Source organism: Micromonospora sp. NBC_00421, assembly GCF_036017915.1.
Lineage (GTDB): Bacteria > Actinomycetota > Actinomycetes > Mycobacteriales > Micromonosporaceae > Micromonospora.
Window position 1 is genome coordinate 4203703 of record NZ_CP107929.1, and the last position, 18475, is coordinate 4222177.

An 18475-nucleotide genomic window follows, 5' to 3' on the forward strand; every position below is an offset into this window, starting at 1 on the left:
CCGCCCGGACCGCCCTGATCCGTCGACGTCATCAGCTCCACAGCATCCCCACCCATCCACCCGCACCGCCGGCCGCCCCGTCCGCGCACTCACACGGCGGCCAGCACCGCCGCTTCCAACCGGGCCCGCTCGGCGTCGTCGGGCCAGCCGCCCACCAGGTAGAAGGCGTCCACCACGTCGCCACCGAGGGTGGAGATCCGGGCCGCCCGGACCTGCGCCCCGGCCTCGTCCAACGCGCAGGTCACCCGGTAGAGCAGGCCGGCGGCGTCGGCGGCGCGCAACTCCAGCAGCACCGCGTCGGTGGCCGCCTCCCGGTGCCACACCACCCGGGGAGCGGCCCCCTCGGCCCGCGCGGCGAGGGCCCTCCCCCGCAGCCGCTGGGTCACCGAGACGTCACCGTTGACCGCGCGCCGCAGGTCGGTGCTGAGCGCGATCGGGTCCGGGGCCAGCCCGTAGCGGGGCTGCACCCGGCACTCCACCAGGGCCCGGCCGTCGACGGTGGAGGCGTCGGCCGCGAGCACCTCAAGCCGGTGCAGGGCCAGGCAACCGGCCACCGTGGCGAGCAGCCCACGCCGGTCGGCGGCGGCCACCGCCACCACCTCCTCGGTCAGGTGTACGGCCGGTAGCGGCCCGGCCACCAGCGCCGGATCCGGAGCCGGTGGCGCGGGCAGCGCGCCGGTGTCCAGTGCGGTGCGTACCCGGGAGACCAGTTCGGCGACGAGCCGACCCTTCCAGTCCGACCAGGCCGCCGGGCCGGTGGCGGCGGCGTCGGCCCGGACCAGGGCGTGCAGCAGGTCCAACGTGGTGGTGTCACCGACCCGCTCGGCCACCCCGGCGATCGTCTTCGGGTCGGACAGGTCGCGCCGGGTGGCCACGTCGGGCAGGAGCAGGTGCAGCCGCACCAGCGTGCCGATCAGCCCCGCCTCCTCGGCGGGCAGGCCGATCCGGGTCGCCACCGCCTCGGCCAGCGGCGCACCGACGGTCGAGTGGTCGCCGCCCAGCCCCTTGCCGATGTCGTGCAGGAACGCGCCGATCAGCAGCAGGTCCGGGCGCTCGACGTCGCGGGTGTGCCGGCTCGCCTCGTGGGCCGTCTGCACGAGGTGCCGGTCGAGGGTGAACCGGTGCACCGGGTTGTGCTGGGGCAGGCTGCGCAGCCGGGTCCACTCGGGCAGCCAACCGTCGATCAGGCCGTACCTGTCGCAGGTCTCCCAGGCGGGCACCAGGCCGGGGCCGGCACCGAGCAGGGTGACGAACGCGGCCCGGGCGGCCGGTGGCCAGGGCGCGGGCAGCGGCGGGCAGTACGCGGCCAGCCACTCGCAGGTGGCGCGGGCGATCGGCAGCCGGGTGCTGGCCGCCGCGGCGGCGATCCGCAGCGACAGGCTCGGGTCGGGGCGGGCCCCGATGGCGGTCCGGGCGAGCACCAGTTCCCCGTCGTGTTCGACCACGTCCCGGGCCACCGGCCGGCGCAGCGGCCGGCCGTCGGCACCCCGGCGGCGGCCGGAGCGGAGGCGGTCGGCGGCCCGCCAGGCGTCGTCGAGGGCGTGGCTGACGGTGCGTGCGTCACCGGCCACCCGACGCAGCAGGGCGTCGCCGTCGCCGGACTCCGCCCGTGCCCCGGCGTCGGTGGCCTCGGACGCCGGCTGGCGCAGGCCGAGCAGCGCGGCGACCCCGGCGCGTTCCTGGGCGACCAGCCGGTCGACCCGGCGGCCCACCTGCTGGTGCAGGGCGTCGCGGGTGTCCAGCAGCCGCAGGTGGGCGGCGCGGACGGCGGGACGCAGCGCGTCGGTGATCCCGGCGGTGGCGATGGCCCGCAGGATGCCCACGTCACGCAGCCCGCCAGCGGCCTCCTTGAGGTCGCCTTCGAGCAGGAAGGCCAGCTCGCCGTGGGTACGCCAGCGCACCTCGGTGATCTCCCGCAGGGCGGGCAGCTGACGGACGGCGGTCCGCCGCCAGTGGTCGGTGGCGGTGCGGACGAGGGTGTCGGCGAGGCTGGGGTCGCCGGCGACGAACCGGGCGTCGAGCAGGGCGAGGGCGACCTTGACGTCGTCCTGGGCCACCGACAACGCCTCGGCGAGGGTACGCACGGAGTGGTCCAGGCGGACCCCGGCGTCCCAGATCGGATACCACAGCGAGGCGGCCAACTCGTCCACCCCGGCCACCCCGGCGTGCAGCAGCACGAGGTCGAGGTCGCCGTACGGGGCGCACTGCCGACGGCCGAGGCCACCGACGGCGACCAGCGCGATGCCCTCCCGCCCCGGCAGCAACCCCCGCAGCCACGTGTCGAACGCCCCCGCCCGGGTCACCCGGGCCGGTTCCCCGATCCCCCCGGGCACCCGGACGACCCCGTCGACCAAGAGGTTTGCGTCCCCGTCGCCGGTGTCGCCCGACGCATTCCTCTTGATCGACGAGGTCATCTGGTGGGTCCTCCTACAGGGCGTCGAGGCCGCGTTCGCCGGTACGGACCCGGACGACCTCTTCCACACCGGTCACCCAGACCTTGCCGTCGCCGATCTTGCCGGTCCGGGCGGCGGCCACGATCGCGTCGACCACCTTGTCGACGTCCATCTCGTCGGTGAGCACCTCGACCCGGATCTTGGGCAGGAACTCGACCGTGTACTCGGCACCCCGGTAGACCTCGGTGTGCCCCTTCTGACGCCCGTACCCCTGGACCTCGCTGACGGTCAGCCCGGCCACGCCGAGGGCGTGCAGGGCCTCCTTCACCGCGTCCAGTTGGTACGGCTTGATGACCGCGGTCACCAGCTTCATGTCCAAGCCCTCCATTCTCCGAACTTAACCGGCGACCTTCTCGTCCACCGGCGCGGTGGCCGGCTCGGGGGCCTCCGGGGAGGCCGACTTCGCGCCGCCCGGGGTGATCCCGGCCATCGCGAACGCCCCACCACCGGCACCGCCGGTGCTCGGGGAGAGGTCGTAACCGCTCTCCGCGTGCTCGCTGATGTCGATGCCCTCGACCTCGTCGTCGGCCTTGACCCGGAAACCGAGGGTCTTGTCGATGACGAAGGCGAGCACCCAGGCGACACCGAACGACCAGACGGTCACGATCAGGCCGGCGAGGGCCTGGCGGCCGAACTGGGTCACGCCGCCGCCGTAGAACAGGCCGTCGGAGGCGCCGACCACGTCGCTGATCGCGGCGTTGACCGAGTTGGTGGCGAACAGGCCGAGCCAGAGCGACCCGATCCAACCGCCGACGAAGTGCACGCCGACCACGTCGAGCGAGTCGTCGTAGCCGAGCTTGTACTTCAGGCTGATGGCCAGCGCGCAGACCACACCGGCGACGATGCCGAGCAGGACTGCCGCCCAGGGGGCGATGAAGCCACAGGCCGGGGTGATGGCGACCAGACCCGCGACGGCACCGGACGAGGCACCGACCATGGTCGGCTTCTTGTCCTTGATCCACTCCACCGCGATCCAGCCGAGCACCGCCGCGGCGGTGGCGAGCTGGGTGTTGATGAAGGCCAACCCGGCGACCGAGTCGACGGTCAGCTCCGACCCGGCGTTGAAGCCGAACCAGCCGAACCAGAGCAGACCGGCACCGAGCGCGACAAGCGGGATGTTGTGCGGCTTCATACCCTCACGGGGCCAGCCCAGCCGCTTGCCGAGCACCAGGGCGACGGCGAGGGCCGCCGCACCGGCGTTGATGTGCACCGCGGTGCCACCGGCGAAGTCCAACGCGTGGATCTTGGCGCCGATGATGCCGCCGCCCCACACCCAGTGGGCGACCGGGAAGTAGACCAGGGTGGCCCAGCCGAAGGCGAACAGCAGCCAGCCGCCGAACTTGGCCCGGTCGGAGATCGCCCCGCTGATCAGCGCGACGGTGATCACCGCGAAGACCATCTGGAACGCCATGAACACGTACAGCGGTACGCCGATGCCGCTGGGGTTCTCCGCCGTGGCACCCCACAGGTCGGTCTCGGCGAGGAAGGTCTTGGTGCCGAGGTACGCACCGGGGTCGCCCCAGAAACCGTTGACGTCGGTCCCGAAGGCAATGCTGAAACCGTAGAACCACCACAGAACAGAGATGAGCCCGATGGCGGAGAAGCTCATCATCATCATGTTGAGCACGCCCTTGGCCCGGTTGAGGCCGCCGTAGAACAGCGCCAGTCCCGGGGTCATGAGCAGCACGAGAGCGGTCGAAACCAGCAGCCAAACGGTGTTGCCGCCGTCGATCGTCGGTGCTTCAGGCACGCTGGCCTCCTAAAGGTGAAGTTCCCTCCTTCGCGGCTTCCGGGGCAGCGTCGCCCGTACGCCGGTTGGCCGAGAGCTTGGTGGGCCGCTGTTTCCTGCACCGACCCCCCTCGATTTCCGACACGTGACGGGTTGTTTCCGGCGTGTGAAGAACCTCGATCATGAGAATCGGAAAACGAAAGAGTGGCCGTTCGGTACCGAACGGCCACTCTTTCCCCGATGGCGACTGCTCGGAGGGGTGCTCCGGGTGGTCGGCGCGCGGGGCTACCGGGCCCGGCTCGCGCGGGGTGTGCAGGGCTCCTCGCGCGCAGGAGGGGGGTTGAGCTCAGCGCAGGGCGTGTTCCAGGGCGTGCCGCTCGTAGTCGAGCAGCCGCAGATCGCGCATCGGGCGACGGAGGTGACCCTTGTGCACGATCCGGACGAACGCCGGCTCGCCCGCGGCGGCCATCCGGCGGATGCCCTCCACGTGGTCGACGACCCGCTTGCGGATGGTCCGGATCAGCCGGTGCCGGTCCCGGGGGATCAACCCGTACGCGTCGGCGAAGAGCCGCAGCCGGCGCGGCCGGTCCGGGTTCTTCCAGCCGAGCGTGATCGAGTCCCGGTCGGCGAAGATCGGCACCCAGGTCCAGGCCGCGTACGCCACGTCGTAGATCCGGGCGCCGGGCGAGGCGAGGTCGAAGTCGATCAGGCCGAGGGTGCCGTCAGGCCGCCAGATCACGTTGTGCGGGGCGGCGTCGTGGTGGCAGATCACCTCGGTGTCCGGCGGCGGCGGCCCGAACGAGCGCCACACCGCGCCGGGCGGCGGGGCGAACCCGTACTGGGCGTCGTGGAACATCCGCAGCATGGTGGCCACCGTCACCAGCGCCTCGTCGGTGACCCAGTGCGGGGCCAGCGGATATTCCCCGCACTCCCCTTCGAGGTAGGACAGGACCTCCCGGTTGCGCTCGTCCATGCCCAGCGCCCGGGGTGCGCCGGTGAACCCGACGTACTCCAGGTGGCGCAGCAGGGCGTGTACCGAGGGCGTCCACGGGCCGGCGTTACGCCGGACGGTGTCGCCGACCCGGACCACTGTGCTCACGTTCCCGCCGTGCAGCGGGATCTCCTGCGAGGTCACGTACGGTCTCCCCAGGCCCGGTGCCGCATGGCGGGGGTCACGCCACCCGGCGTACGCGCGATCGTCGTTGCTCACCGCGAGGTTACGCGTCCCGGGAGAGCGGCTCGGTGCCGAGCAGCGCGTCGACGAACTGCGCCGGGTCGAACGGGGCCAGGTCGTCCGCGCCCTCGCCGAGGCCGACCAGCTTGACCGGGATACCGAGCTTGCGCTGTACGGCGATCACGATGCCGCCCTTGGCCGTCCCGTCGAGTTTGGTCAGCACCACGCCCGTCACGTTGACCACCTCGGTGAAGACCCGGGCCTGTTCCAGCCCGTTCTGCCCGGTGGTGGCGTCCAGGATCAGCAGGGTCTCGTCGATCGGGCCGTGCTTCTCCACCACCCGCTTGACCTTGCCCAGCTCGTCCATCAGGCCGATCTTGTTCTGCAGGCGGCCGGCGGTGTCGATGAGCACGGTGTCGGTGCCGGCGTCGATGCCCCGGCGGACCGCGTCGAAGGCCACGCTGGCCGGGTCGGCGCCCTCCGCGCCCCGGACCGTCTCGGCGCCCACCCGGCCGCCCCAGGTCTCCAGCTGGTCGGCGGCGGCGGCCCGGAAGGTGTCGGCCGCGCCGAGGGTGACCGAGCGCCCGTCGGCGACCAGCACCCGGGCGATCTTGCCGCAGGTGGTGGTCTTGCCGGCCCCGTTGACCCCGACCACCAGCAGTACCGCCGGCAGGCCGTCGCGGCCGGTGGTGCGCAGCGACCGGTCCAGGCCCGGATCGAGGGCGTTGACCAGCTCGGCGGCGAGCAGATCGCGCAGCTCACCGGCGGAGCGGGTGCCGAGCACCCGGGTCCGCTCGCGGAGCCGGTCGACGATGTCCCGGGTGGCGTCGATGCCGACGTCGGCGGTGATCAGGCTGTCCTCGATCTCCTCCCAGGCGTCCTCGTCCAGGTGGTCCCGGGCGAGCAGGCCGAGCAGGCCCTTGCCGAAGGCGTTCTGCGAGCGGGCCAGCCGGGACCGCAGCCGGACCAGCCGGCCGGCGGTCGGCTCGGGGACCTCCAGCGGCGGGGCCTCGACCATCGGCGGCTCGACCAGGACACCGGTGGACAGGTCGGACTCCGCCGCCTCGACGGGCGGCCCGGCCAGCTCCTCCTCGGCCCGGGTGTCGACCTCGGTCTGCGGCAGCGGGGGTTCGGCCCGCCGGCGCAGCCGGGGCACCACCAGGCCGAGGCCGCCGAGGATCAGCACACCGAGCAGGGCCAGTGCGACGAGGAGGTAGTCCGTCATGCCGAAATCCTGTCAGATGCCGGCGACGGCGTCCCACTCACCGCCTCCGGACCCGAGCGAGCTGCGGGTACGCTCGCCGCTGCCGGGGGTGACCCACCCGCCCACGGGTAGAAAAGATGAATCGTCTTCTCCTCGGAGGTGCCACCCATGCCCGAGCCGCGTCTGCTCATCGGCCCGTTGCTGCGCCGGGTCGTCGGCACCCGGGCAACGGTGTGGGTGGAGACGAGCGGGCCCGCGGTGGTCACCGTCCGCACGGCCGACGGCGCCTCCGGCTCCGCGCCGACCTTCTCCGCGTACGAGCACCACTACGCGTTGGTGGTGGTGGAGGGGCTCACCCCGGACCATGCCACCAGCTACGAGGTGCTTGTCGACGACGAGCTGGTCTGGCCGGTGGCCCGGGACGGCTTCCCGCCCAGCGTGATCCGGACCAGGGCGGCCGACGACCGGGACCAGCCGGTCAGCCTGATCTTCGGGTCGTGCCGGGAGACCACCCAGCACAACACCGCCCGCCGGCTGCCCCCGGACGCGCTGGACGCGTACGCCCGGCGGCTGATGGCCGCGCCCGACCCGGACGACCTGCCCGACCTGCTGGTGCTCCTCGGTGACCAGGTCTACGCCGACGTCACGTCGCCCACGGTCAAGCGCCTGCTCAAGCGGCGTCGGCGGCGGCCGCAGGACGCCCCGGCCGACCAGGTGGTGAGCTTCGACGAGTACACCAAGCTCTATCTGGAGTCGTGGCGCGACCCGGAGATCCGCTGGCTGCTCTCCACCGTGCCGAACGTGATGATCTTCGACGACCACGAGGTGATCGACGACTGGAACACCTCCCGGTCGTGGCGGGCCGACATGCGCGCTCAGGCCTGGTGGGCCGAGCGGATCCGCAGCGGCCTCGCCTCCTACTGGGTCTACCAGCACCTGGGCAACCTGGCCCCGGACGAGATCGCCGCCGACCCGATCTACGCCAAGGTGGTCGCCGCCGGGGACGCCACCGACGTGCTGCGGGAGTTCGGTGAGCGGGTCGACAGGGAGGCCGACGAGGCGCACGACACCGAGCGCTGGCGGGCCGTGCAGTACCAGTGGAGCTACGCGCTGGACCTGGGCCGGACCCGGCTGGTCATGCTGGACAACAGGTGCAGCCGGGTACTCGAACCGGGCAGCCGGGCGATGCTGCCCGCCGGCGAGTGGTCCTGGTTCCTCGACCGGGCCCACGGCGTCTACGACCACCTGGTGATCGGGGCGTCGCTGCCCTGGCTGCTGCCGCCTGGCATCCACCACGTGGAGGCGTGGAACGAGAAGCTGGCCGACTCCGGCCGACCGTGGGTGGCCGGGCTCGCCGAGAAGCTGCGCCGCGCCCTCGACCTGGAGCACTGGGCCGCGTTCCGCCGCTCGTTCGACGCCCTCGGCGCGCTCTTCGCCCGGTTGGGCAGCGGCGGACCGAGCACCCCCGGGGACCGGGTCGGCGCCGGGCCCGCCTACCCGGCGCCGGCGTCGATCAGCGTGCTCTCCGGCGACGTGCACCACTCGTACGTGGCCCGGGCCCGGTTCGACGACCCGGCGGTACGTACCCCGGTGCACCAGCTCACCTGCTCGCCGATCCACAACCAGGTGCCGGCGGCGATGCGTCCGCTGATGAAGCTGGGCTGGAGTTCCGGGCCGGCGGCGGCCACCCGGGCGCTGGCCCGGTCCGCCGGGGTACGCCGTCCGACGGTGCGTTGGAAGAAGCTGGCCGGCCCGTACTTCGGCAACGCGGTGAGCACGCTGCGTCACACCGGGCGGGACGCCGAGGTGCTGATCGAGGGCACCACAAGCGACGGGCACCTGCGGGAAGTTGCCAGACAGCAACTTTCCTCGGCGAAGTGACGAACGGCACGTAACCTTTGCCCCGTGGACGATCATCTGCCGGAGACGCTGCGCGTGCTGGAGCACGAACTGGCGGCGCTGCTCCGCCGGGGCCGGGCGCTGTCCTGGGAGATCGCCGGGGAGGTGCACCCCAACCTGGAGCCGAACGCCTACGGCCTGCTGCTCTGGCTGCGCCGGTCCGGTTCCACCCGGCTCACCGACCTGGCCGTGCTGCTGGGCATCGGCAAGGGCACGTTGAGCCGGCAGATCCAGGGGCTGGAGGTGTTGGGCCTGGTGCGCCGCGATCCGGACCCGGCCGACCGGCGGGCGGCGCAGCTGCGGCTGACCGAGGAGGGCACCCGGCGGTTCGACGCGGCCCGGGCGGCCCGGATGGACCAGATCAACAGGTCCATGGAGAAGTGGCCCAAGCGGGACGTCGAGGAGTTCGCGCGCCTCATGCACCGGTTCAACGAGACCTTCTGACCCGCCGCGCCCGCTTCCCCGGGCGGAATAGAGTCTCGTCACGTCCGGTTGTTGCTTGAGGCAACAAAAGCTTACGGTTGCCCGAGGCACCCTTTTCACCACCGGAGGCAGCAACGATGACCCAGGCGACAGCGCCCACCAGGGCGACCGGCGTCGAGATGACCCACCGGCAGATCCTGGAGGCCCTCTCCGGACTGCTGCTTGGCATGTTCGTCGCGATCCTCTCCTCCACGGTCGTCTCCAACGCGCTGCCGCGGATCATCACCGAGCTCAAGGGCGGGCAGTCCGCCTACACCTGGGTGGTCACCTCGACCCTGCTGGCGACGACCGCCACCACCCCGATCTGGGGCAAGCTCGCCGACCTGACCAGCAAGAAGATCCTGGTCCAGCTCTCCCTCACCATCTTCGTGCTGGGCTCCGTGCTGGCCGGCCTGTCCCAGTCCACCGAGCAGCTCATCGCCTGCCGGGTGCTCCAGGGCGTCGGCGCCGGCGGCCTCACCGCCCTGGCCCAGGTGATCATGGCAACGATGATCGCGCCCCGCGAGCGCGGCCGGTACAGCGGCTACCTCGGCGCGGTGATGGCCCTCGGCACCATCGGCGGCCCGCTGATCGGCGGCGTCATCGTGGACACCTCCTGGTTGGGCTGGCGCTGGTGCTTCTACGTCGGCGTGCCGTTCGCCATCGCCGCCCTGGTGGTGCTCCAGAAGACCCTGCACCTGCCGGTGGTCAAGCGCCAGGTGAAGATCGACTGGTGGGGCGCAACCCTGATCACCGCCGCCGTGTCGCTGCTGCTGATCTGGGTCACCCTGGCCGGCGACAAGTACGACTGGCTCTCCTGGCAGAGCGCCGTCATGGTGACCGGTGCGGTCGCCCTCGGTGTGCTCGCCGTCCGGGTGGAGAACCGGGCCAGCGAGCCGATGATCCCGCCCCGGCTGTTCCGCAACCGGACCATCACCCTCGCCGTCGTCGCCAGCATCGCCGTCGGCGTGGGAATGTTCGGCGCCTCGGTCTTCCTCAGCCAGTACTTCCAGATCAGCCGGGGCGCGACCCCCACCATGTCCGGCCTGATGACCATGCCGATGATCCTCGGGCTGCTGGTCTCCTCCACCGTGGTCGGCCGGATCATCACCAACACCGGCCGCTGGAAGCGTTACCTGGTGGCCGGGTCGGCGCTGCTCACCGCCGGCTTCGCGCTGATGGGCACGATCCGCTACGACACCCCGTACTGGCACCTCGCCATCTACATGGCGCTGATCGGCCTGGGCCTCGGCATGACCATGCAGAACCTCGTCCTCGCCGTGCAGAACACCGTCGGCACGCACGAACTCGGCGCGGCCAGCTCGGTGGTGGCGTTCTTCCGCAGCCTCGGCGGCGCGGTCGGCGTGTCCGTGCTCGGCGCGGTGCTCGGCCACCGGGTCAAGGACTACATCGCCGACGGCCTGGCCGCGCTTGGCATTCCGAGCACCGGCTCGGGCAGCGGCGGTGTGCTGCCGGACGTGCACAGTCTGCCCGGTCCGATCCGCACCGTGGTGGAGAGCGCCTACGGCCACGGCGCGGGTGACATCTTCCTGGCCGCCGCCCCGTTCGGGCTGATCGCCCTGATCGCGGTGATCTTCATCAAGGAGATCCCGCTGCGCCAGCACACCGGCGACGCCCTGACCGACACCGTCGACCAGGAGTCCACCGTCGTCGCGGGCGGCGGCGCGGCGGTGGTGCGCACCGGGACCCGGGACTGACCGGTGAGCACCCCCGTCGAGCGCGAGCAGTACGGCCCGCAGGCCCGCCCGCTGGAGTTCGAGCGGGGCACCGACGGGCCCCGGGTCGTGCTGGTCGGCGTCGACGGCAGCCGGACCTCGCTGCGGGCCGCGTCGTACGCGGCGGGGCTGGCCCGCCGGCAGGGCGCCGGGCTGGTGGTGGTCTTCGTCAGCGCCCCGGTCGCCTACACCGCGCTGATGTCCGGGGTGGTGGCCGGTGCGGTCCAGCAGACCCACGACGAACTCACTTCCGAGCTGCGGCAGGAGTGCCGCCGGGGCGCGGAGGAACTCGGGCTGCCGGTGACGTTCCTGTGCCGGCGCGGCGACGCGTACGCCGAACTCCGCGCGGCGGCCGACGAGTCCCGGGCGGACCTGGTGGTGGTCGGCTCCTCCGCGCAGGCCGGGCACCGGCTGGTCGGTTCGGTCGCCACCCGACTGGTCCGCGCCGGCCGCTGGCCGGTCCTCGTGGTCCCCTGACCGCGGGCATGCGGTGCGGCGGCGAATACCTGTCGCGGAATGTCGGACCGGCGGGCGAGGATGCCCGGCATGACCTGGCGAGCACCGGAGATCACCCGGACCCCTGAACTCCCCGTCGGCGACGAGCGGGCCATGCTGGAGAGCTGGCTCGACTACCCCCGGCAGACCCTGCTGCTCAAGTGCGCCGGGCTGACCGCCGCGCAGTTGCGCACCCCGAGCGTGGAGCCGTCGGCGCTGACCCTGCTCGGCCTGGTCCGGCACCTGGGCGAGGTGGAGTCCTGGTGGTTCCGGGAGAACTTCGCCGGGCAGCAGGTCGACTACCCGTACGGTTCCGTGGACGACCCGCGCGCCGACCTCGACGTCAGCCACGCCGACGCCGAGGCCGACTTCGCCGCCTACCACGAGCAGGTCGCCCTGGCCCGGGCTGCCACCGTCGGCCGCTCGCTCGACGAGACGTTCACCGAGGTCCATGCCAAGAAGCGGACCTTCAGCCTGCGCTGGGTCTACCTCCACCTGATCGAGGAGTACGCCCGGCACAACGGTCACGCCGACCTGCTCCGGGAACGCCTCGACGGCGTCACCGGCGAGTGACCCCGGTGCGGGCGTCCGCAGGGACCGGCCCACCGGTCGCCGACCCGCCCGGCGGGCACCGCCACCCCGGCCGGCCCACCGGGCGCCGGGTCAGTAGGCCAGCGCCGCCCGCAGGTAGCGCAGCCCCTCCGGCCCGCTCCACCGGTACGCCGACAGCCCCGCCGCCCGGGCACCCCGGATCGCCCAGTCCTCGTCGTCGACGAAGAGCACCCGGGCCGGTGGGGTCACCAACGCCGCGCAGGCCGCCTGGAAATACTCCTTGGCCGGCTTGTGCACCCCGACGACCGAGGAGTTGACCACCACGTCCAGCTCGCCGACCAGGCCCAGCTCGGCGAGGTCGGTGTCGAGCAGGTCGGTGGCGTTGGTGCCGAGCCCGACCCGGATCCCGGCGGCCCGCGCCTCGCGGACGAAGGCCAGCACGTCGGCGTCGACCTCGCCCCGGTAGCGCTGCCACTGCTCCACCGCCGCCCGCGCCCGGTCCGGGCCGACCGACTCGGTCAGCGCGTCGGCCACGCTCGACACCCAGTCGGCGTGGCTGACCTGGCCGGTCAGCACCGGTTGGAGCCGCCCCCAGTGCATGGCGATCTCGCCGAGCACCCCGGCGGAGAGGCCGTACTCCCGCTCGATGCCGGCGGCCACCGCCGGGTCCCAGTGCCGCAGCACGCCGTCGAAGTCGAGCAGGAGTGCCGTCGGCCGTTCCCGTGCCACTACTGATTCTCCTCAGTTCGGTCGGACCGTTCGTCGTCGGTCCGGTTGAGCCGTTGGCTGATCACCTGGGTGACGCCGTTGCGCATGGTGACGCCGTAGAGCGCGTCGGCGATCTCCATGGTCCGTTTCTGGTGGGTGATGACGATCAGCTGGCTCTTCTCCCGCAGCTGGGCCAGCAGGGTGATCAACCGACCCAGGTTCACGTCGTCGAGGGCCGCCTCCACCTCGTCCATGATGTAGAACGGGCTGGGCCGGGCCCGGAAGATCGCCACCAGCATCGCCACCGCGGTCAGCGACCGCTCGCCACCGGAGAGCAGCGACAGCCGTTTGATCTTCTTGCCGGGCGGCCGGGCCTCCACCTCCACGCCGGTGGTGAGCAGGTCGTCGGGTTCGGTGAGGATCAACCTGCCCTCGCCGCCGGGGAAGAGCACGGTGAAGACCTGCTCGAACTCGCGGGCGGTGTCCTCGAACGCGCTGGCGAAGACCTCCAGGATCCGCTCGTCGACGTCCTTGACCACGGTGAGCAGGTCACGCCGGGTGGCCTTGAGGTCCTCCAACTGCTCCGAGAGGAACTTGAAGCGCTCCTCCAGGGCGGCGAACTCCTCCAGCGCGAGCGGGTTGACCTTGCCGAGCAGGGCCAGCTCCCGTTCCGCCTTGGCGGCCCGTTTCTCCTGCACCGGCCGCTCGTAGCGGACCGGCTCGGGCACCGGCAGGCCGTCGCGTTCGGCCGCCGCGACGTCCACCGGGGTCGGCGGGACGGGCTGCGCCGGGCCGTACTCGGCGACCAGGGTCTCCACGTCCAGGCCGAAGTCCTCGGCGGCCTTGGCCTCCAACTGTTCGATGCGCAGCCGTTGCTCGGCGCGGGCCACCTCGTCCCGGTGCACCTGGCTGGTCAACCGCTCCAGCTCCGCGCCGAGCCGCTTCGCCGCGCCGCGTACCTCCTGGAGTTCGGCCTCCCGGGCGGCGCGTTCGCGGGCGATCGCGTCGCGGTGTTCCTCGGCACGCGCGATGGAGGTGCCGAGCCGGGTCAGCGCCTCGCGGGCGCCGCCGACCACGGCGCGGGCGATCGCCGCGCCCCGGGTCCGCGCCGCCCGCCGGGCCGCCGCCCGCTCCCGGGCCGCCCGCTCGGCGGTGGCCTGCCGGGCCAGCGAGTCGGCCCGGCCGGCGATCGAGGCGACCCGCTCCTCCGCGGTACGCACCGCGAGCCGGACCTCCATCTCGTTCTGCCGGGCCCGGGGCACCATCGCGGCGAGCTGGTCCCGTTCCTCGGTGGAGGGTTCCGCGTCGATCGGGGTGTCCTCGGCGAGCCGCAGCCGTTGCGCCAGCTCGGCGAGGGCTGCCAGGTCCCGTTCCCGGGCCGCCTCGGCGCGGGAACGGCTCTCGCCGAGCCGCTCGGTCTCCGCCTTCGCCGACCGGGCCGCCGCGCCCAGCTCGGCCAGCCGCCGGGCGGCGGCGTTGCGGTGGCTCTCCGCCTCCCGTTTCGCGGCGGCGGCGTGCTGCACCGCCTCCTTCGCGGCGGCCACCTCGGCACGCGCGTCGACGAGCTGCTCACGCAGCTCGGCACCGGTCTGCTCGGCGGTGAGCCGGTTGGTCCGGGCCTCCTCCACGGCGGCCTGCACCTCGATGAAGCTGGCCGCCTTGGCCGACCCGCCGGCCGCCGCGTACGCCCCGACCACGTCGCCGTCCGGGGTGACCGCGCGCAGCTCCGGGTTGCCGGCGACCAGCTCGGCGGCGGCGGTGAGGTCGTCGACGAGCGCCACGTCGCGTAGTGCCCGGTGCACCGCGGGACGCAGCTCCGGGGCGCACTCCACCAGGTCGGGCGCCCACCGGGCGGTCTGCGGCAGCCGGGGGCGCAGCGCGTCGGCGGGACCGGTCATGCCGGGGCCGGCGGGACTGCCGACCAGCAGGCCGGCCCGGCCGGCGTCGGAGATCTTCAGCAGCCGCATCGCCTCGACGGCCTCGTCTACCCCGCTGACCGCGACCGCGTCGGCGAGCCCGCCGAGCGCGGCGGCGAGCGCCGCCTCGTGGCCGGCGGCGACGGTGAGCAGCCCGGCCAGGCTGCCGAGCAGGCCGGGCACCTCGTCGGCGCGGGCCAGCAGCGCCCCGGCACCGTCCTTGCGGCGCAGGCCCAGGGCGAGCGCCTCCTCGCGGGCCTTCCAGGTCGCGGCGTCCTTCTCGGCGGCCCGCTCGGTGTCGGTCAGCGCCCGGACGGTGGCCTGCGCGCGCTCGTGGACGGCCACCGCCTCGGCGTGCCGGTCGTCGAGTTCGGCGTTGTCCCGGTCGGCCTCGGTGGACTGCTCGGCGACCGTGTCCAGCTCGGCCTGGGCCTGGTCGGCGCGGGCCAGGGCGTCGGCGTGCGCGGCGGCGAGCCGGTCGATCTCCTCACCGGCGCTTGTGGTGCGGGCCTGCGCCGAGTTCACCTGACCGGTCAGCCGGGCCAGCCCCTCGCGCCGGTCGGCGATCGCCTTGGCTGCGGCGACCAGTTCCCGTTCGGCGGCGGCGAGCTGGCGTTCCAGCTCCTGCCGGTGCTCGACCGCCTCGGCGAGCCGGATCTGGTCGTCGGTGAGCGCCGCGCGCAGCTCCTCCTCCTGCTCGCGGACCCGTAGCGACTCGGCGTCCAACTGGTCGGGGTCACGGCCGGGGCGCTCGTCGTCGCCGGTGGCGCTGAGGTGGCGCAGCCGTTCCCGGGCCAGCTGCTCCACCGAGCGGAACCGTTCGGAGAGCGCGGAGAGCTTGTACCAGGTGTCCTGGGCGGCGGCGAGCAGCGGCGCGTCCTCGGCGAGCGCCGCCTCCAGCTCGCCGAGGCGGCCCTGGACCTCGGCGTACTCGCCCTCGATCTGCTCGCGTCGCTCCCGCAGCGCCGTCTCGTCGGCGATCTCCTTGTCCAGGGTGGCCCGCAGGGTGTGCAGGTCGTCGGCGAGCAGCCGGAGCCGGGCGTCGCGCAGGTTGGCCTGGATGGCGGCGGCCCGGCGGGCCACCTCGGCCTGCCGGCCCAGCGGCTTGAGCTGGCGGCGCAGCTCGGCGGTGAGGTCGGTCAACCGGTTGAGGTTGACCTGCATCGCATCGAGCTTCCGCAGCGCCTTCTCCTTGCGCTTGCGGTGCTTGAGGACGCCGGCCGCCTCCTCGATGAACGAGCGGCGGTCCTCCGGCTTGGCGTGCAGCATGCCGTCGAGCCGACCCTGACCGACGATGATGTGCATCTCCCGGCCGATGCCGGAGTCGCTGAGCAGCTCCTGGATGTCGAGCAGCCGGCAGGAGTCGCCGTTGATCTCGTACTCGCTCTCGCCGGAGCGGAACATCCGGCGGGTGATGGAGACCTCGGTGTACTCGATCGGCAGCGCGCCGTCGGTGTTGTCGATGGTGAGGGTGACCTCGGCCCGACCCAGCGGCGCCCGCCCTGCGGTGCCGGCGAAGATGACGTCCTCCATCTTGCCGCCCCGCAGCGCCTTGGCGCCCTGCTCGCCCAGCACCCAGGCGATGGCGTCGACGACGTTGGACTTGCCGGAGCCGTTCGGGCCGACCACGCAGGTGATCCCCGGCTCCAGCTTCAACGTCGTGGCGGAGGCGAAGGACTTGAACCCCTTCACCGTCAGGCTCTTGAGATGCACCTTCTCGATCCTCGTCCGGTGACCACCGCAGGCGTCGCGGGCTGCGCGGACCTGGTGAACCCGCAGACTAACCCGTCGGTACGTGGTGGCCGGCACGCGACCCGCCCCGGCTCCGCGGTGCCCGCGCGTCCCCGCCCGCGCCGGTGGGGCCGGCCGGTGCGCCCCGTCCGTCGGGAAATGATCAGGTGCGCCGTGCCACATCGGGCGCCAAGATCGCGAATTGGCGATCGGGAATTATGTCGGAGACAGCACTGCGCGCCGGCACAGAAGTGACGGCGCGCTTTTTCGCGGTGGTGCTGTTCAGTTTTCTGCGGATCCGAAGATCAGGTGAGCGCCGGCTCGGCCAGCCGGAGGAGGTCGTCCACCTCCGCCGCAGCCGCCGCGAGCCGATCGTTGTCGGCGCGCAGGCGCGTGATCTCGAACTCCAGGGCCTGCACCCTGGAACGCAGTCGGGTGACCTCGTCGAGCAGACGCCGGTCGGGCGCTGCACCTACGTGGCCGTAGAGGGCCTTCGCCATGCTGACTCCTTGATATGCGCTGCCGGAAAAGCCGGCCAACGCGCGCCCATTTCGTGTTCGCGACTACTACCAGGCCACTGAGATCCGGGCGTGGCTGGGCGCGACTGGCGACACCTATATATTGAGCGATAACCCGCCGTTCGTCAAGTTCTCGCAGGCCGTAGATCATCTCCACGCCTACCCTGACCACTTACACCGGGGGCCGCAAGGCTCGGACACTCTCTGTCCGGACTTCTTGACTCTACGCCTTCGGAAACGGGTACGGTGACCCTGGACGCCTGTCCCGCCTTAACTCTTCCTTAGCCACGTTGCCGCTGTTGTCGTCGCCGCCGTAGCGTCACCCCGGCCCGCAACCGACCCGTGGAGGCGACAGGCGTGTACGGCTGGACCGATCCGAACGACCCGGACGCCGCATACCGACGGCCGCAGCCGTCGGCGGACGACCCGGCCTGGCTGACCGACCGCCCCGAGCCCCGCTCGGCGTACCTCTTCGGTGACGGGCCGGTGCAGGACGGGCCGGTGCAGCCGGACTCCGGTGCGGTCGACGCCTCCGCCCGGCACTTCGAGGACACGCCGGACCGTTGGGTCGACCCTTCCGGTCCGACCCCCTCCGCGTCGCCCGGGGAGCCCTGGGCCGGTGTCCCGCGCGGCCAGCACCCGACGGAACCGACCGGGCAGTGGCGCCACGAGCAGGCTGGCCAGTGGTCGGCCGGGCCGACCGACCAGTGGCGGGACGAGCCGACCGGGCAGTGGACCGGTGGGCAGACCGGATCATGGCAGGGCGAACAGGCCGGGCAGTGGCAGGACGAACAGGCCGGGTCGTGGCAGGGCGAACAGACCGGGTCGTGGCAGGGCGAACAGGCCGGGCCGCAGGCGTACCGGGCCGCCGCCGTGCCGGTGCCCGCCGACCTCGACCGGGACGCCACCGCGCTCACCCCGGCGGTCGTGCCGGTCGGCGGGCGTCCGGTGGCGACCGACCGCACCCGGTCGCGCCGCCGGTCGAAGCGCCCGTTGCTCATCGGTGGGGCCGCCGCCGCGGCTACCCTGGTGGTGAGCCTGGGTATCGGCGCCCTGCTGCTGCCCGACGACGACGGGCCCGCCGACCGGGCCGCCCTCGACGAGCCGGTGGCCACCGCGCCGGTCATCCCGGACGCCGCGCCGAGCGCCACCACCGCCGCCCCGGCCTCCCCCAGCGCGTCACCGAGCCCGTCGACGGTGTCCCCGAGCCCGTCGCCGAGCCGGACCGCCACGCCGACCCCCACCCCGAGCCGGACCCAGGCGGCCTCCCGGCAGACCACCAGGGGTGGCGCCATCCCCACCGCGGCGACCACCACCCGGGCCGCGGTGAGCGGCGGCGGTGGCAGCCAGACCCAGCAGGTCGTCGACCTGGTCAACGCCGAGCGGGCCAAGGCCGGCTGCGCCGCCGTCACGGTGGACGACAAGCTGACCCTCGCCGCCCAACGGCACAGCCAGGACCAGGCCGACCACGAGAGCATGACGCACACCGGCAGCGACGGCAGCAACGCCGGCCAGCGGCTGGACCGGGCCGGCTACACCTGGCGCACCTACGGCGAGAACGTCGCCTGGAACCAGCAGACCCCGGCCGCGGTGATGGCCGCCTGGATGAACAGCTCCGGGCACCGGGCCAACATCCTCAACTGCGCGTTCACCGAGATCGGCGTCGGCGTGGCCAGCAGCAACGGGCCGTACTGGACGCAGGACTTCGCCGCCCCGCGCTGACCGGGGACGGCCACGCCCTCCGGTGACGACGTGACCGCGTCGTCACCGGAGGGCGTTCGTTTGACCGGGTGAGGAGTGCGGCGGGCACCGCACGGGACCCGGGAGCTGCCGATGCGGATCCGGCTGCCAGCGTCCGCGACGCGCGGCGGGTCGCCTGCCGCGTCCGCCCGGTCACC

The 18475-nt window shown here is 73.0% G+C and carries 14 protein-coding genes; 6 read left to right on the forward strand and 8 right to left on the reverse strand.

Annotated features, from left to right (window positions below; all coding sequences use genetic code 11):
* Positions 1 to 89: 89 nt before the first annotated feature.
* The 5 genes from OHQ87_RS17430 to ftsY form a co-directional block, all read right to left on the reverse strand.
* On the reverse strand, positions 90 to 2414 hold the full coding sequence (locus tag OHQ87_RS17430; protein WP_328339124.1) for a [protein-PII] uridylyltransferase: 2325 nt from the start codon (positions 2412 to 2414) through the stop codon (positions 90 to 92).
* A gap of 13 nt (positions 2415 to 2427) precedes the next feature.
* Positions 2428 to 2766: a P-II family nitrogen regulator gene (locus tag OHQ87_RS17435; RefSeq protein WP_067307311.1), complete on the reverse strand. Its 339-nt coding sequence runs from the start codon at positions 2764 to 2766 to the stop codon at positions 2428 to 2430.
* A 24-nt stretch (positions 2767 to 2790) separates the two neighbouring features.
* Complete coding sequence (locus OHQ87_RS17440) at positions 2791 to 4203, reverse strand: ammonium transporter (protein ID WP_328339128.1); 1413 nt, start codon at positions 4201 to 4203, stop codon at positions 2791 to 2793.
* Positions 4204 to 4528: 325 nt separating this feature from the next.
* On the reverse strand, positions 4529 to 5392 hold the full coding sequence (locus tag OHQ87_RS17445) for an aminoglycoside phosphotransferase family protein (protein ID WP_328339130.1): 864 nt from the start codon (positions 5390 to 5392) through the stop codon (positions 4529 to 4531).
* A 7-nt stretch (positions 5393 to 5399) separates the two neighbouring features.
* Positions 5400 to 6581: a signal recognition particle-docking protein FtsY gene (gene ftsY / locus OHQ87_RS17450; RefSeq protein WP_328339132.1), complete on the reverse strand. Its 1182-nt coding sequence runs from the start codon at positions 6579 to 6581 to the stop codon at positions 5400 to 5402.
* A gap of 147 nt (positions 6582 to 6728) precedes the next feature.
* Here ftsY and OHQ87_RS17455 point away from each other — a divergent pair, with 147 nt between their 5' ends.
* From OHQ87_RS17455 to OHQ87_RS17475, 5 genes are all read left to right on the forward strand, one after another.
* A complete protein-coding gene (locus OHQ87_RS17455) occupies positions 6729 to 8441 on the forward strand; it encodes a DUF7800 domain-containing protein (protein WP_328339134.1) in 1713 nt (570 codons plus the stop codon).
* A 24-nt stretch (positions 8442 to 8465) separates the two neighbouring features.
* Positions 8466 to 8903: a MarR family winged helix-turn-helix transcriptional regulator gene (locus OHQ87_RS17460; RefSeq protein WP_328339136.1), complete on the forward strand. Its 438-nt coding sequence runs from the start codon at positions 8466 to 8468 to the stop codon at positions 8901 to 8903.
* 116 nt (positions 8904 to 9019) lie between these two features.
* Complete coding sequence (locus tag OHQ87_RS17465) at positions 9020 to 10639, forward strand: MDR family MFS transporter (RefSeq protein WP_328339138.1); 1620 nt, start codon at positions 9020 to 9022, stop codon at positions 10637 to 10639.
* A gap of 3 nt (positions 10640 to 10642) precedes the next feature.
* Positions 10643 to 11134, forward strand: a complete 492-nt coding sequence (locus OHQ87_RS17470; protein ID WP_328339140.1) for a universal stress protein — start codon at positions 10643 to 10645, stop codon at positions 11132 to 11134.
* Positions 11135 to 11203: 69 nt separating this feature from the next.
* Complete coding sequence (locus OHQ87_RS17475) at positions 11204 to 11725, forward strand: DinB family protein (protein ID WP_328339142.1); 522 nt, start codon at positions 11204 to 11206, stop codon at positions 11723 to 11725.
* 90 nt (positions 11726 to 11815) lie between these two features.
* Here the strand turns inward: OHQ87_RS17475 and OHQ87_RS17480 are convergent, their stop codons facing one another.
* The 3 genes from OHQ87_RS17480 to OHQ87_RS17490 all read right to left on the reverse strand — a co-directional run bounded on the left by OHQ87_RS17480 (position 11816) and on the right by OHQ87_RS17490 (position 16559).
* On the reverse strand, positions 11816 to 12433 hold the full coding sequence (locus OHQ87_RS17480) for an HAD family hydrolase (protein ID WP_328339145.1): 618 nt from the start codon (positions 12431 to 12433) through the stop codon (positions 11816 to 11818).
* Complete coding sequence (gene smc, locus OHQ87_RS17485) at positions 12433 to 16041, reverse strand: chromosome segregation protein SMC (RefSeq protein ID WP_328339147.1); 3609 nt, start codon at positions 16039 to 16041, stop codon at positions 12433 to 12435. Before smc ends, OHQ87_RS17480 begins: the two co-directional genes overlap by 1 nt.
* Positions 16042 to 16364: 323 nt before the next feature.
* A complete protein-coding gene (locus OHQ87_RS17490; RefSeq protein ID WP_067305353.1) occupies positions 16365 to 16559 on the reverse strand; it encodes a hypothetical protein in 195 nt (64 codons plus the stop codon).
* Between the two features lie 375 nt (positions 16560 to 16934).
* Here OHQ87_RS17490 and OHQ87_RS17495 point away from each other — a divergent pair, with 375 nt between their 5' ends.
* On the forward strand, positions 16935 to 18299 hold the full coding sequence (locus tag OHQ87_RS17495) for a CAP domain-containing protein (protein WP_328339149.1): 1365 nt from the start codon (positions 16935 to 16937) through the stop codon (positions 18297 to 18299).
* Positions 18300 to 18475 lie beyond the last annotated feature (176 nt).

Bases quoted from the DNA above. Each gene is read 5' to 3' on its own strand.
- ftsY (WP_328339132.1), bottom strand. From the start codon at position 6,581: ATGACGGACTACCTCCTCGTCGCACTGGCCCTGCTCGGTGTGCTGATC.
- OHQ87_RS17490 (WP_067305353.1), bottom strand. From the start codon at position 16,559: ATGGCGAAGGCCCTCTACGGCCACGTAGGTGCAGCGCCCGACCGGCGT.
- OHQ87_RS17455 (WP_328339134.1), top strand. From the start codon at position 6,729: ATGCCCGAGCCGCGTCTGCTCATCGGCCCGTTGCTGCGCCGGGTCGTC.
- OHQ87_RS17435 (WP_067307311.1), bottom strand. From the start codon at position 2,766: ATGAAGCTGGTGACCGCGGTCATCAAGCCGTACCAACTGGACGCGGTG.
- OHQ87_RS17465 (WP_328339138.1), top strand. From the start codon at position 9,020: ATGACCCAGGCGACAGCGCCCACCAGGGCGACCGGCGTCGAGATGACC.
- OHQ87_RS17430 (WP_328339124.1), bottom strand. From the start codon at position 2,414: ATGACCTCGTCGATCAAGAGGAATGCGTCGGGCGACACCGGCGACGGG.
- OHQ87_RS17475 (WP_328339142.1), top strand. From the start codon at position 11,204: ATGACCTGGCGAGCACCGGAGATCACCCGGACCCCTGAACTCCCCGTC.